The organism is Streptomyces sp. NPDC057638 (genome assembly GCF_042800315.1).
Taxonomy (GTDB): domain Bacteria; phylum Actinomycetota; class Actinomycetes; order Streptomycetales; family Streptomycetaceae; genus Streptomyces.
Window position 1 is genome coordinate 1 of the sequence record NZ_JBHVHF010000223.1, and the last position, 13,856, is coordinate 13,856.

14 protein-coding genes are annotated in these 13,856 nt (G+C 72.3%); 5 read left to right on the forward strand and 9 right to left on the reverse strand.

What is annotated here, in order from left to right; all coding sequences use genetic code 11:
• Positions 1 to 16: 16 nt before the first annotated feature.
• From fabF to ACFVIM_RS25235, 5 genes are all read right to left on the reverse strand, one after another.
• The gene (gene fabF / locus ACFVIM_RS25215) at positions 17 to 1,279 is read right to left on the reverse strand and encodes a beta-ketoacyl-ACP synthase II (RefSeq protein ID WP_384305419.1); all 1,263 of its coding nucleotides are present in this window, start codon (positions 1,277 to 1,279) and stop codon (positions 17 to 19) included.
• 86 nt (positions 1,280 to 1,365) lie between these two features.
• Entirely contained in the window at positions 1,366 to 1,614 is a 249-nt protein-coding gene (locus tag ACFVIM_RS25220) for an acyl carrier protein (RefSeq protein ID WP_384305422.1), read from the reverse strand.
• A 105-nt stretch (positions 1,615 to 1,719) separates the two neighbouring features.
• The gene (locus ACFVIM_RS25225; RefSeq protein ID WP_384305425.1) at positions 1,720 to 2,721 is read right to left on the reverse strand and encodes a ketoacyl-ACP synthase III; all 1,002 of its coding nucleotides are present in this window, start codon (positions 2,719 to 2,721) and stop codon (positions 1,720 to 1,722) included.
• A 27-nt stretch (positions 2,722 to 2,748) separates the two neighbouring features.
• On the reverse strand, positions 2,749 to 3,666 hold the full coding sequence (locus ACFVIM_RS25230; RefSeq protein ID WP_384305452.1) for an ACP S-malonyltransferase: 918 nt from the start codon (positions 3,664 to 3,666) through the stop codon (positions 2,749 to 2,751).
• An 89-nt stretch (positions 3,667 to 3,755) separates the two neighbouring features.
• Complete coding sequence (locus ACFVIM_RS25235; RefSeq protein WP_384305455.1) at positions 3,756 to 4,925, reverse strand: PucR family transcriptional regulator; 1,170 nt, start codon at positions 4,923 to 4,925, stop codon at positions 3,756 to 3,758.
• 101 nt (positions 4,926 to 5,026) lie between these two features.
• On the opposite strand from ACFVIM_RS25235, the gene ACFVIM_RS25240 reads away from it, so the two are divergent.
• Positions 5,027 to 5,689 (forward strand): pirin family protein, encoded by a 663-nt coding sequence (locus ACFVIM_RS25240; RefSeq protein WP_384305428.1) that lies wholly within the window; start codon positions 5,027 to 5,029, stop codon positions 5,687 to 5,689.
• A gap of 96 nt (positions 5,690 to 5,785) precedes the next feature.
• Here the strand turns inward: ACFVIM_RS25240 and ACFVIM_RS25245 are convergent, their stop codons facing one another.
• Positions 5,786 to 6,601, reverse strand: coding sequence for a serine hydrolase domain-containing protein (locus tag ACFVIM_RS25245; protein WP_384305431.1), 816 nt, complete (start codon positions 6,599 to 6,601; stop codon positions 5,786 to 5,788).
• Between the two features lie 190 nt (positions 6,602 to 6,791).
• Between ACFVIM_RS25245 and ACFVIM_RS25250 the strand changes: the two genes are divergently transcribed.
• Together ACFVIM_RS25250 and ACFVIM_RS25255 are read left to right on the forward strand one after the other, a co-directional pair.
• The gene (locus ACFVIM_RS25250; protein WP_384305434.1) at positions 6,792 to 7,268 is read left to right on the forward strand and encodes a MerR family transcriptional regulator; all 477 of its coding nucleotides are present in this window, start codon (positions 6,792 to 6,794) and stop codon (positions 7,266 to 7,268) included.
• Positions 7,265 to 8,308, forward strand: a complete 1,044-nt coding sequence (locus ACFVIM_RS25255) for an aldo/keto reductase (protein WP_384305436.1) — start codon at positions 7,265 to 7,267, stop codon at positions 8,306 to 8,308. The genes ACFVIM_RS25250 and ACFVIM_RS25255 overlap by 4 nt, the downstream gene beginning before the upstream one ends.
• Positions 8,309 to 8,393: 85 nt before the next feature.
• Here the strand turns inward: ACFVIM_RS25255 and ACFVIM_RS25260 are convergent, their stop codons facing one another.
• The 3 genes from ACFVIM_RS25260 to ACFVIM_RS25270 all read right to left on the reverse strand — a co-directional run bounded on the left by ACFVIM_RS25260 (position 8,394) and on the right by ACFVIM_RS25270 (position 11,376).
• Entirely contained in the window at positions 8,394 to 9,260 is an 867-nt protein-coding gene (locus ACFVIM_RS25260) for a DUF4429 domain-containing protein (protein WP_384305439.1), read from the reverse strand.
• 76 nt (positions 9,261 to 9,336) lie between these two features.
• Positions 9,337 to 10,563, reverse strand: a complete 1,227-nt coding sequence (locus ACFVIM_RS25265; protein WP_384305442.1) for an alpha/beta hydrolase — start codon at positions 10,561 to 10,563, stop codon at positions 9,337 to 9,339.
• Between the two features lie 141 nt (positions 10,564 to 10,704).
• Complete coding sequence (locus ACFVIM_RS25270) at positions 10,705 to 11,376, reverse strand: TetR family transcriptional regulator (RefSeq protein WP_384305444.1); 672 nt, start codon at positions 11,374 to 11,376, stop codon at positions 10,705 to 10,707.
• 134 nt (positions 11,377 to 11,510) lie between these two features.
• Between ACFVIM_RS25270 and ACFVIM_RS25275 the strand changes: the two genes are divergently transcribed.
• Together ACFVIM_RS25275 and ACFVIM_RS25280 are read left to right on the forward strand one after the other, a co-directional pair.
• Positions 11,511 to 13,127, forward strand: a complete 1,617-nt coding sequence (locus ACFVIM_RS25275; RefSeq protein ID WP_384305447.1) for an MFS transporter — start codon at positions 11,511 to 11,513, stop codon at positions 13,125 to 13,127.
• A 288-nt stretch (positions 13,128 to 13,415) separates the two neighbouring features.
• A complete protein-coding gene (locus ACFVIM_RS25280) occupies positions 13,416 to 13,811 on the forward strand; it encodes a peptidase inhibitor family I36 protein (RefSeq protein WP_384305450.1) in 396 nt (131 codons plus the stop codon).
• The last annotated feature ends 45 nt before the right edge of the window (positions 13,812 to 13,856 follow it).

The window sequence follows — 13,856 nt, forward strand, 5'->3', positions numbered from 1 at the left end:
CGGCTGTCGGGCCGGATCAGACCGTACGGAAGGCGAGGACCACGTTGTGGCCGCCGAAGCCGAAGGAGTTGTTGATCGCGGCGATCGTGCCCTCCGGCAGGGCGCGCGGCTCACCGCGCACGATGTCGGCGTCGATCTCGTCGTCCAGGTCGTCCACGTTGATCGTCGGCGGGGCCAGCCGGTCCCGCAGCGCCAGCACGGTCGCGACCGTCTCGACGCCGCCCGCGCCACCGAGGAGATGACCGGTCATCGACTTGGTCGCCGAGACCGCGACATGGTCCAGGTCCTCGCCGAGGACCAGGCGGAGCGCCTTCACCTCGGCGATGTCGCCGAGCGGGGTGGAGGTCGCGTGGGCGTTGAGGTGGACGATCTGCTCGGGCTTGAGATCGGTGGAGTCCAGCAGGTTGCGCATCGCGGCGGCGATACCGCGGCCCTCGGGCTCCGGCTGCGCGATGTGGTGGCTGTCGGCGGAGAGGCCCTGGCCCAGCACCTCGCAGTAGACGCGGGCGCCGCGCCGGGCGGCGTGCTCGGCGGACTCCATGACGATGACTCCGGCGCCCTCACCGAGGACGAAGCCGTCCCGGCCCTTGTCATAGGGGCGGGAGGCGCGCTGGGGATCGTCGTTGTTCTTCGACATCGCCATCATGTTGGCGAACGCGGCCACCGGCAGCGGATGGATCGCCGCCTCGGTGCCGCCCGCGATCACCACGTCGGCGCGGCCGCTGCGGATCATCTCCCAGGCGTAACCGATGGCCTCGGCACCCGAGGCACAGGCGGAGACCATGGAGTGGACGCCCGCCCGGGCGTTGACCTCCAGGCCGACATTGGCCGAGGGGCTGTTGGGCATGAGCATGGGCACGGTGTGCGGGGAGACCCGGCGCGCGCCCTTCTCCTTCAGTACGTCGTACTGGTCCAGCAGGGTCGTCACACCGCCGATACCGGAGGCGACGACGGAGCCGAGCCGCTCGGGGGCGACGGACTCGTCCTCCCCGGCGGGGGCGGTGAAGCCCGCGTCGGCCCATGCCTCACGGGCCGCGATCAGCGCGAACTGCGCCGAGCGGTCCAGCTTGCGGGCGAGCGGGCGGGGCAGGACCTCGCTCGGGTCGACCGCCGCCAGCGCGGCGATGCGCACCGGGAGGTCGGCGAACCGCTCGTCCTCGATATGCCTGGCCCCGGAACGGCCCGCGAGCAGGCCCTCCCAGGTCGTTGCGCTGTCGCCACCCAACGGTGTGGTTGCGCCGATACCGGTGACGACCACGGTGCGATTGGTCGAGTTCATCGGAATTCTTTCTCCACGTGTAGGGGGTGCTGAAAGGTCACGGCGCCACCGCTGAGGTGGCGACCAGCGCTGCCGACCCGGGCGTGTCAGCCCTGGTGCTTGGCGATGTACTCGGCGGCGTCGCCGACGGTCTTCAGGTTCTTGACGTCGTCGTCGGGGATCTTGACGTCGAAGCGCTCCTCGGCGGCGACGACGACCTCGACCATGGAGAGCGAGTCGACGTCCAGGTCGTCGGTGAAGGACTTGTCCAGCTGGACGTCCTCGACCGGGATGCCGGCGATCTCGTTGACGATCTCGGCGAGACCCTGAACGATCTCTTCCTGAGTGGCGGCCATATTGGCGCTCCTATCGGTTCGGTATGAGAGGTGTGGCGTCCGGGGGATCCGGCTGCCAGTCCGGGAAACCCGCCCCGGGGTGACCGGCGGACAAGATCCGGTTGCCTAGGGGAGGGTAACGACCGTGGCTGCGTAGACGAGACCCGCCCCGAAGCCGATGACGAGCGCCGTGTCGCCGCTCTTGGCCTGCCCCGTCGCCAGGAGCCGCTCCATCGCGAGCGGGATCGAGGCGGCCGAGGTGTTGCCGGTGGTCTCCACATCACGGGCGACCGTGACGTGCTCCGGCAGTTTGAGGGTCTTCACCATCGAGTCGATGATCCGCATATTGGCCTGGTGCGGGATGAAGACGTCCAGGTCGTCGGCGGAGATCCCGGCCGCGTCCAGCGCCTGCTGGGCGACCTTCGCCATCTCGAAGACGGCCCAGCGGAAGACCGCCTGGCCCTCCTGGGTGATGGCGGGGAACCGCTCGACGGTGCCGTCACGGTAGTCCGTCCACGGCACGGTCTGGGTGATGGTGTGGGACTTGTCGCCCTCCGAACCCCAGACCGTCGGGCCGATCCTCGGCTCGTCGGACGGGCCGACGACGACCGCGCCCGCGCCGTCACCGAAGAGGAACGCGGTGGCCCGGTCCTCCAGATCGGTGAGATCGCTCAGCCGCTCCACCCCGATGACCAGGACGTTGGTGGCCGAGCCCTCGACCACCATGCCCTTGGCGAGGGTGAGCGCGTAGCCGAAGCCCGCGCAGCCCGCGGAGACGTCGAAGGCGGCGGGCTTGACCGCGCCGATCCGGTCCGCGATCTCGGTGGCGACGGCGGGCGTCTGCTTGAAGTGCGAGACGGTGGCCACGATGACCGCGTCGATGTCCGCCGAGGTCAGCCCCGCGTCCGCGATGGCCTTGCCGCCCGCTTCCACGGACATCGCCGTCACGGTCTCCTCGGGGGAGGCCCAGTGCCGGGTCGCGATGCCGGAGCGGGAGCGGATCCACTCGTCGGAGGAGTCGATGGTCTCCAGGATCACGTCATTGGGCACGACCCGGGTGGGGCGGTAGCCACCGACCCCCTTGATACCCGCGTACGGGGCGCCCTTGCCGGGCTTGATCTTCGCCATGTGCAGGCTCCTCCTTGTCGGGCCGGGTCAGCCGGTCGTGTGCTCCGCCACCAGCTCGCGGGCGGCGTCGAGGTCGGCGGGGGTCTTCAGGGCCAGGGTCTTCACCCCGGGCAGGGCGCGCTTGGCGATACCGGTGAGGGTGCCGCCGGGGCAGACCTCCAGCAGGGCGGTGACGCCCAGCTCCCGGAAGGTCTCCATGCACAGGTCCCAGCGGACCGGGTTGGCGACCTGGCCGACCAGCCGGTCGACGATCTCGGTGCCACTGAAGACCACCTTGCCGTCGCGGTTCGAGACGTACCGCAGTGACGGGTCGCGCGGGGCGAGCCCGTGCGCCGTGGCCTCCAGCACCGACACGGCCGGGGCCATATGCGTGGTGTGGAAGGCGCCCGCCACCTTCAGCGCGATGACCCGCGCCTTCTCGGGCTTGTCCGCGGCGAGCGCCGCGAGCTGCTCGGCGGTGCCCGCCGCCACGATCTGGCCCGCGCCGTTCACATTGGCCGCGGTCAGTCCCAGTCGCTCCAGATGCGCCAGGACCTGCTCCGGGTCACCGCCGAGGACGGCGGACATCCCGGTCTCGGTCACCGCGGCGGCCTCCGCCATCGCGAGCCCACGGGTCCGTACGAAACGCAGCGCCTCGGTCTCGTCCAGGACCCCCGCGAAGGCGGCGGCGGTGATCTCACCGACGCTGTGACCGGCGACGGCGTCCGGGCGCACCTCGGGCCCCAGCGCGGCCGAGGCCAGCAGACCGGCCGCGACCAGCAGCGGCTGGGCCACGGCGGTGTCCCGGATCTCGTCCGCGTCCGCCTTGGTGCCGTAGTGGACGAGGTCCAGATCCACCGCGGCGGACCAGTCACGGAGCGTGTCGGAGAGGCCGGGGAGGTCGAGCCAGGGAGTCAGAAAGCCGGGCGTCTGAGCGCCTTGGCCGGGGGCGACGAGTACGAGCACTCTCACACTCTCTCTTGTGGACCGGGCCAGACGCCCGTGGGGACAGGGACCAAGAACCGTCAGGGGAATTGTTGGTGTCCAACAAAAGTCTAGGTCTGGGAATCTCCCTCGGCCAAGCGCCCGAGGATGAGCGCGATCCGCAGCGTGAACGCGGAGCGGACATCGGAGGGTGACCATCCGGTGACGTCTGTCACACGTCGAAGCCGGTAGCGCACGGTGTTGGGGTGAACAAACAACATACGCGCCGCACCCTCCAGACTGCTGGCTTGTTCCAGATAGACGCTGAGGGTTTCCAGGAGGGCCGAGCCCGCTTCCTCCAGCGGTCTGTAGATCTCCTCCACCAACTGCTCGCGCGCGGCCGGATCGGCGGCGATGGCGCGCTCCGGCAGAAGATCGTCCGCCAGCACCGGGCGCGGCGCGTCCTGCCAGGCCGCGCACGCCTTCAGTCCGGCGGCGGCGGCCTGCGCCGAGCGCGTGGCCGCCAGCAGGTCGGGGACGACGGGACCGGCCACCACGGGACCGGCCGCGTACGGACCGATCAGCGCCTTCGCCACATGGAGCGGGTTGTCGCTGCCGCCCGCGATCACCACCAGACGGTCCCCGAGCACCCCCGTCAGCACCTGGATCTTGGCGTGCCGGGCGGCGCGGCGGATCGCCTCCACCGTCAGTTCGCTGTCCCCGTCGGGCGCGGTGCCGAGGATGACACAGACCTGGTCCGGCGAGTTCCAGCCCAGCGCGGCGGCCCGGGAGACCGCGCCCTCGTCGGCCTCGCCGGAGAGGACCGCGTTGACCACCAGCGACTCCAGCCGGGCGTCCCAGGCGCCCCGGGCCTCCGCCGCCTGCGCGTACACCTGCGCCGTGGCGAACGCGATCTCCCGCGCGTACACCAGCAGCGCCTCCCGCAGCACCGACTCGTCGCCGGGCGCCGCGACCTCGTCGATCGCCGACTCCATAACCTCGATGGTGGTGCGCACCATCTCCACGGTCTGACGGAGCGTGATGGCCCGGGTCAGCTCGCGCGGCGCCGTGCCGAAGACGTCGGTCGAGATCGCCTGCGGGGTCTCCGGGTGCCGGAACCACTCGGTGAACGCGGCGATACCGGCCTGTGCCACCAGTCCGATCCAGGAACGGTTCTCGGGGGGCATCGCCCGGTACCAGGGGAGCGTCTCGTCCATCCGCGCGATGGCGCTGGCGGCGAGACGGCCGGAGGAGCGCTCCAGGCGACGCAGGGTCGCGGAGTGCGGATGGGCGTCGTTCATCGCAGGTTCGGGCACGTGCACAAGACTGCCTTATCCCACGGCCGATCCTCACGGCCGGGCCCCCGGCCCCGGCAGGTCGCGCGCGGGCTTACGGTGAGGGCGTGACGGACATACGCCGAGCGGCGCAGCGCTACCGGGGTGGTGAGCCCGGCGCGGGCATCACCACCCTGCACTCCTTCTCCTTCGGGGCGCACTACGACCCGGACAATCTGCGCTTCGGCGCGCTGATCGCCAGCAACGAGGAACACCTCGATCCCGGCGCCGGGTTCGAGGAGCACCCCCACCGCGACACGGAGATCGTCACCTGGGTGGTCGAGGGCGAACTGACCCACCGTGACTCCACCGGCCATGCCACCGTGGTCCGCCCCGGCGACGTCCAGCGGCTGAACGCCGCCTCCGGGGTGCGCCACGTCGAACGCAACGACGGCACGGCGCCCCTGGTCTTCGTCCAGATGTGGCTCGCCCCGCTGGCGGCGGGCGGCTCACCCGCGTACGACGTGGTCCGCGCCCTGGGCGACGGCGTCCCCTTCCCGCTGCCCGGCGCGGGCGCGGTCCTGCGCGTCCACCGTCTCGCGCCCGGCGCGCGCGCCGAGGCGCCCGCCGCGCCCTGGGTCCACCTCCAGGTGGTGCGCGGCACGGCCCGGCTGCTGGGCGAGGACCTCGCGACGGGCGACGCGGCGCGCCTGACCGGTCCGGCCGGTCCGCTGGTGCTGGCCGGGGGCGCGGAGGGCGCCGAGGTGCTGACGGTGTCGGCGGCGCCGTAGCCCTCGTATGTACGGGAACGGGGTTGGCGTTCCCGTATCCGTCAGCGGGTACGGGAACGCGGGCGTGCGGGTGCGGACGGCCGGGCGTGCGGGGGTTCAGCCGCGCAGCTCCGCGAGGACCGCGTCGGTGAACGGGGGCCATGCCTCGATCGCCCAGGGGCCGAAGGCCCGGTCGGTCAGGGCGACACAGGCCGCGCCCGCGTCCGGGTCCACCCACAGGAAGGTGCCCGACTGGCCGAAGTGGCCGAAGGTGCGCGGGCCGGAGGAGGCGCCGGTCCAGTGCGGCGCCTTGCCGTCGCGCAGTTCGAAGCCGAGGCCCCAGTCGTTGGGGCGCTGGCGGCCGTAGCCGGGGAGCAGCCCGTCGAGACCGGGGTGGACCACCGAGGTCGCCTCCGCCACCGTCGCCGGGTGCAGCAGCCGCGGCGCCTGGAGTTCGGCCGCGAACCGGGTCAGATCCGCCACGGTCGAGATCCCGTCCTTCGCCGCCGAGCCGCGCAGCTCGGTCGCCGCCATCCCCAGCGGCTCCAGCACGGCCTGGTGCAGATACCGGTCGAACGGGATCTCGGTGGCCCGCGCGACATGGTCGGCGAGGACCTCGAAGCCCGCGTTGGAGTACGTACGGCGGGTGCCCGGCTGGTAGGTCTGACGGTGCTCGTCGTAGGCCAGACCGGAGGTGTGGGCCAGCAGATGGCGCACGGTGGAGCCGCCGGGGCCCGCCGGTTCGTCCAGCTCGACCGCGCCCTCCTCGTACGCCACCAGCACCGCGTACGCGGCGAGCGGCTTGGTGACCGAGGCCAGCGGGAAACGGTGCTCGACCGGACCGTGGGACCCCGCGAGGGTGCCGTCGGCGCGGACGACGGCCGCGGCGGCGGTCGGGACCGGCCAGTTCTCGATGATCGCCAGGCTCTGCATGGGACCGAGCCTAGTGCTGTGCGGCGCGGGGGCCGGCGGGCGGGGGCTGGTGGACGGCGCCGTACGTATGGCCCCGGTGGGCGGTTCCGGTGGGGGAGGGCGCACGGAGGCGGGGGACGGGGGCGCGCTCCGGCCGGGTGGGCGAGGAACGCTTGCTTGGAGTGCACTCCAGGGTTCTAGCGTGGAGGGCATGACGCTGATCGAGAGCACCCCCGTGTGTGAGGAGACCGGCGAGCCGCCCCGCCCCGGCGGGCGGGAGCCGTACACGATCAGTGAGGTGGCCGCCCGCACCGGGCTCAGCGCGCACACCCTGCGCTGGTACGAGCGGATCGGGCTGATGCCGCACGTCGACCGGTCCCACACCGGGCAGCGCCGGTTCACCGACCGCGACCTGGAGTGGCTGGACCTCGTCGGCAAGCTGCGGCTCACCGGGATGCCGGTGGCGGACATGGTCCGCTTCGCCGAGCTGGTACGGCAGGGGGAGCGGACGGTCAGCGCGCGCCGCGACCTGCTGGTGCGCACCCGCGTCGATGTCCTGGAGCGCATCGCCGAGCTCCGGGACACGCTCGCGGTACTCGACTACAAGATCGACTTCTATTCGGACGCCCTGGAGAGGGCGGAGACCACCACCCCAGCGAGGGTGGAGGAGAGGGCCGACCCCGCATGACACAGCACACGCGTACCACCGAGGAGCCCATCGCCCAGGTGCGGCTCGGCACCGACGGACCCCTGGTCGGGGTCCAGGGTCTCGGCTGCATGGGCATGAGCGAGTTCTACGGCACGACCGACGAGAAGGCCGCGCGGGAGACCCTGGAGACGGCACTGGACGCCGGGGTCACCCTCTTCGACACCGCCGACATGTACGGCAGGGGCGCCAACGAGGAGTTCCTCGCCCCCTTCGTCCAGACCCACCGGGACCGGATCGTCCTCGCCACCAAGTTCGCCGTCGAACGCGGCGACGACGACTCGATCCGCGGCGTACGCAACGATCCGGCCTATATCCGCGGCGCCGTCGACGCCAGCCTGCGCAGGCTCGGCATCGACACCATCGACCTCTACTACATGCACCGGCGCGACCCGGCCGTGCCGCTCGCCGAGTCCGTGGGCGCGATGGCCGAACTGGTCGCCGCGGGCAAGGTGCGTCACCTGGGACTCAGCGAGGTCACCGGGTCCGAGCTGCGGGAGGCGCACGCCGTCCACCCGATCGCGGCGCTCCAGTCGGAGTGGTCGCTCTTCAGCCGGGACGTGGAGCAGGGCAGGCTGAGCGCGGTGGACGCGGCACGGGAGCTGGGAGTCGCCTTCGTGCCCTACTCGCCGCTCGGCCGGGGCTTTCTGACCGGCGCGTTCACCGACGCGGCGGCGGAGCTGTCGCAGCGGGACTACCGCACCACCCAGCCCCGCTTCACCGGCGCCAACGCGCACGCCAACGCGGCCCTGCTGGAACCGCTGCGGACCATCGCCCGGAACCGCGACGCCACCGTGGGCCAGGTCGCGCTCGCCTGGGTGCAGCAGCGCGCCCAGGTGCACGCCCCCCTGGCGGTGATCCCGATCCCCGGCACCCGCAAGGCCACCCGGCTGCGGGAGAACGTGGCGGCGACCCGGCTGATCCTCACGGAGGAGGAACTGGCGGCCCTGGAGCCCATCGCGGCCCAGGTGGCGGGCGACCGCTACGCCGACATGTCACTGACGAGCGCCGGGCGGGAGTAGCGCGGCGCGGGGCCGGTGTCCGGCGCGGGGGATTCCTCCCGGGCCGGACACCGTTTCGCCGGACACCGTTTCGCCGGGCCCGGGGTCAGAGCTCGGCCAGCAGTTCGGCCTTCTTCGAGCTGAACTCCGCGTCCGTCACCAGACCCGCCAGATGAAGTTCGCCGAGGTGGCGTATCCGGTCCGCGATGTCCGCCGGGTCCCGGCGGGACGCCCGGGACAGATGGTGGGCCGGGGCGCCGGAGGCCGCCGACGAGGTACGGACCGAGGCGAGCACCGCCGCCGCGAACGGCAGCGACTCATGGACCGGGCCGCTCCTGCCACCGAAGAGCACCGTGGCCGGATCCTTGTCCACCTCCTCCGACGGGCCGTCCTCCACCCGCCGCAGGAGCCGCAGATACCCCTCGACGCCCTCCGGGGTCCGCCACTCGACCCCGCTCAGCTCGCCGATCGCGAAGCTCTGGTCGCCCGCCTTCCACTTCGCCGACGAGGCCCCCGTACGCGACCAGCGGAAGTCCACCCGCTCCCCGTCGAAGGACGCCCTGCCGTCGTACGCCTTGAAGTTCAGCGGCGCGGTCGGCGCCTCCACGGCGTACCGGGTGGCCCGGCGATCGGCGTCCGGGGGCAGCGAGGAACGCAGCTCCCGCGCATAGAGCTCCGCCTGTTCCGCCTGGTCACCGGGGAGGAGGAGCCGGTAGGGATCACTCTCCTCCCGTAGCTGTCCCGCCGCCGCGTCCATCAGCGGATCCGCGCCGGACCGGGGTGCCGCGCGCAGCACCACCGTCCCCCGCCGGCCCGGGGTGACGGTCACCGATGACAACGCCGAGTGGGGGATGCGGCGTTCACGGAGCGCCTGGAAGAGCTTGGGCGTGCGGTGTCCCCGGGAGTAGCGGATGAGCACGGATTCAGAATCGAACTCCCATGCGGCGTGAATTCCGGCCAGTACATCACCCATACGCCTCATCGTAGGGGGCGGGCGCGCGCACGTCGCCCCTCTGGGGTCATCCACTGTTCACCAAGTTCTACGCGCGTCAGGCAACCGCTTCCCCGGAGATATCGCGGCGGCACCGGTCATCACCGCCGACACAGCGCACCGCACGGTACGCCCCCACCCCCAGTGCCGCGAAGTTACGTACGGTTTCGGTCCCTGGCTCGAAATACCCACTGTGGCCGAGGGCGCCCGTCGCCGACACCACCCGGGCCCCGAACTCCGGCGCCACCGGGTCCGCGCCGTGCCCCAGCCCGCCGACCTCCAGATGCGGTACGTCGGCGATCCAGTCGCTGCCGTCGCGCACCGCCCACACCCGGGCCCGCCCGCCCAGCTCGGAGACATGCCCGGCGCGCATCCCCGGGCTCCCGGCCACCGCGATATCCGTCACCCGGGACGGCAGCGACCGCGCCGCGACCCCGCAGACCACCGAGCCATAGCTGTGGCAGAACAGCGCCACCGCCGACACCCCGGGCAGCGCTTCGGCGAACGCGGCCAGCCGCCGCGCCCCCGCCGCCGCGAGACGGCCCGTCACCGAGTCCATCCCCACCCCCCGCGGCGCGGTGTAGTCCGCCCACGCCACCACGGCGGTACGGAGACGGGACGCCCCGCCGCCGCGCAGGGCCCGCTGCGCCGCGAACAGCGAACGGGCCATGCCCAGCGGAGCCGAGTAACGGCGGGCACTGCGTTCGAAGGTGAGCAGACCGGTACCCACACCCGGGACCACGACGGAGACCCGCTCGGCCCGGTCCAGATCGCCCAGGACCTCCACCACCCGCCCGGCACCCGCCGGATCGAAGGCGAGGATCTGACGGCCCGGCCGGGTCAGCGCCCGCAGCCGGTGGATCCGGCGCACCGTCTCCTGACGGCCGTCCGCACTGAGCCGCGCGGTCGCCGCGCGGTGGCGCTCCCGCTGGAGCGCCCGGGTCAGGGCGGTGCGGTTGGCGCGGTAGCGCAGGGCGGTGGGCGCGCCGTGGAGATTGCCGACCACGAGGGGGAAGCGCGCGGCGAGACGGGCGCGCTGGTGCGGACCGAGACGGGCGAAGAACAGGGCGACCCGGTGCGGCGGGGCGTCCGCGCGGGGGCCGGTCCTGGCCAGGTGCCAGGCCGTCAGTTCGGCGCGCAGCGGATCGGCCGTGGGGGAGGGCGTGCGGATGGAGGTCCAGCCGGTGGTGGTGAGCAGGAGGAGGGCGGCGAGGAGGGCGAGGGCGGTGCGGGTGCGGGTTCTGTGCGCGCCGGGCGGGCCTGAGGAAGTCACTGCCCCCACCATACGATCGCGCCCGCGCCCCCCGGCCCCGCGCCACCAGCCACGCCGCGTCCCCCTCCCCAAGCCTTCGGCCGGGGGTCCGCAAGCCCAGGACTCGGGCGTGGGCGCGGGGGAGCTCCACGCCCAGGTACCGGCCCGCGGGGGTCAGGGGTGCCAGGGGTCGGTGAGGGCGGGGACGAGGCCGTCGACGTACCACGCCGTCAGCTCCCGCAACCGCTCCGGCGACCAGTCCTCGCCCTTCGCCCACAGCGTCCCCGCCACCCGCATCGCCCCCGCGAACGCCGCCACCAGCACCCGTGGCCTGGGATCCGCCGTGATGTCGACGCCCTCGCGTTCGGCGACCAGGCGGGCGATGGAGTCCTCCACCTCGGCGGAGCGCCGCAGATGCGCCGCGAGGAGCGCGGGCGTGGACTCGATCATCAGAAAGCCGCGGATATGGGTTTCGACGGGCACGATCTCCCCGATGGCCTCGCCGATGGTGTCCCAGGACGCGAGGACGGCGTTGCGCATCGCCTGGACGGGGCCCTCGTCGGCGGGCCGCTGGCGCAGGGAGGTGACGAAGTGCCACTCGACCAGGTCCTGGATGGCGAAGGCGACCTCCTCCTTGCTGGCGAAGTAGCGGAAGAAGGTGCGCTGGGAGACCTCGACGGCCGCCGCGATTTCGTCGACCGTCGTTCGTTCGTATCCTTGTTCGATAAAGAGTTCGAGGGCGGCCCGGACGAGGGCGTCGCGGGTGCGCTGCTTCTTGCGTTCGCGCAGTCCGCCGGCGGGTTCGCGCGGCCCGTCTGGTGCGGGGGTCGCACGGGGGTCGGTCAAGAGGGGTCCTCTGGGTGGTCGGCCGGTCTGCCGGGTCGCGCCCGGCGCCGCTCAGGTTACCGGCGGGCGATATGACAGTTACTTGCGACTGAAATGGTTTGTCAACTGTCAGTCGCTGACATTAACCTCCTCGTATGACCAGTCAGACCACCGTCGAGAAAGCTCCCCGGGACCCGGCGCGCCCCGGTGATACGGACCCAGCCCCAGCACAAGGACTCCGCGGCCACCCGTGGCTGACCCTCTTCGCCGTCGCGATCGGCGTCATGATGGTCGCCCTCGATGGCACGATCGTGGCCATCGCCAACCCTGTTATCGCCACCGACCTCAAGGCGACGTTCGCCGAGGTCCAGTGGATCACCAACGGCTACTTCCTCGCCCTCGCGGTGGCCCTGATCACCGCCGGCAAGCTCGGTGACCGCTTCGGCCACCGGCAGACCTTCCTCATAGGCGTGGTCGGCTTCGCCGCCTCCTCCGCCGCCATCGGGCTCTCCGACAGCATCGCGATGCTGGTCACCTTCCGGGTCACCCAGGGCCTGTTCGGCGCGCTGCTGATGCCCGCCGCGCTCGGTCTGCTGCGCGCCACCTTCCCCGCCGAGAAGCTGAACATGGCGATCGGTATCTGGGGCATGGTCATCGGTGCCTCCACCGCCGGTGGCCCGATCCTCGGTGGTCTGCTGGTCGAGCACGTCAGCTGGCAGTCCGTCTTCTACATCAACGTCCCGGTGGGCGTGGTCGCGGTCATCCTCGGTGTGGTGATCCTCAGGGACCACCGCGCGGAGAACGCCCCCCGCTCGTTCGACATCCCCGGCATCGCGCTGCTCTCGGGCGCGATGTTCTTCCTGGTGTGGGCCCTGATCAAGGCGCCCGAGTGGGGCTGGGGCTCCGGCACCACCTGGGGCTTCATCGCGCTGGCGCTGGTCTGCTTCGCGCTCTTCGCCGTCTGGGAGAACCGGGTCGCCGAGCCGCTGATCCCGCTGAAGCTCTTCCGTTCCGTCCCCCTCGCCGCGGGCACGGTGCTGATGGTGCTGATGGCCATCGCCTTCATGGGCGGGCTCTTCTTCGTCACCTTCTATCTCCAGCACGTCCACGGCATGAGCCCGATCGACGCGGGTCTGCACCTCCTGCCGCTGACCGGAATGATGATCGTCGGCTCGCCGCTGGCCGGTGTCCTGATCACCAAGGTCGGACCGCGTATCCCGCTGGCGGGCGGTATGGCGCTGACCTCGCTGGCGATGTTCGGTATGTCCACCCTGACCCCCGGCACCAGCAGCCCGGTCATGTCGATCTGGTTCGCCCTCCTGGGGCTGGGCCTCGCGCCGGTCATGGTCGGTGCCACCGAGGTCATCGTCGGCAACGCGCCGATGGAGCTCTCCGGTGTCGCGGGCGGTCTCCAGCAGGCCGCGATGCAGATCGGTGGCGCGCTGGGTACGGCGGTACTCGGCGCGGTCATGGCCTCCAAGGTCGACAGCGACCTCCAGGGCAACTGGACCGAGGCCGGACTCCCGCCGCTCTCGCCGGAGCAGCTCGACGCGTCGGCCGAACTGGTCCAGGTGGGCCTGGCGCCGGTCCAGCCGGGCACGTCCCCGGAGATCGCCGGGAAGATCTCCGATGTCGCGCACGACACCTTCATGTCGGGCATGAGCCTGGCCTCGCTGGTGGCGGCGGGCGTCGCGGCCGTGGCGATCCTCGTGGCGCTGCTGACCAAGCGCGGGGAGAACGCGCAGGCGGGCGCGGGCGCGGCCCACATCTAGCCACGACCTCTCCGGAGTGCCCCGGGGCACCGCCCCGTCCGCCGTCCCCTCCGGAGCGACCCCGCCGTCCGGGAAGGGCGGGTCCGCACCCTGTGCGCGGGCCCGCCCTTCGCCCGTTCCGGACGTGCCCCGTTCCGGACGTGCCCGGTTGCGGGCTTCACTCGTCGGGGTGATCGCGGTACGGAACCGGGGACGCGGCCCGCGCGGCGCGCCAGGGTGTGCGATCACCCGATGAGCCGATCACCCGGTCGGCGCTCGCCGCACGCCGATCCCAGGAGGCCCGCTCCCATGCGTACCGCCGTCACCGCCGCAGCCCTGTCCATGGCCGCCGCGCTGCTGCCCGTCCCGCTCGCCACCACCGCGAGCGCCGCGCCGTCCGTCCCGACCGCGCCCACCGCCCGGCCCGGTGGCTGCCCGCCGGGCGCGCTCTGCCTCTGGTCGGGGGAGGACTTCCGGGGCACCCGCACCCGTCATGAGCTGTACGAGACGGAGGAGACCGACAGCTGTCTTCCGCTCCCGCCGGGCACCTCCGCCCGCTCCCTCGTCAACCGGACCGGCCGCCAGATCACCACCTACCAGTCGCCGGAGTGCGCCGAGACCGGCGAGTTCGAGACGTATCCGACGGGTGTCTGGGTGCCCGCCTCACCCCATCTCGTCCGCGCGTTCATGATCCGCGAGCGCTGAGCCCGGACGGCGGTACGGAGAGGTCCCGCCGGCGGGGAACCGGCG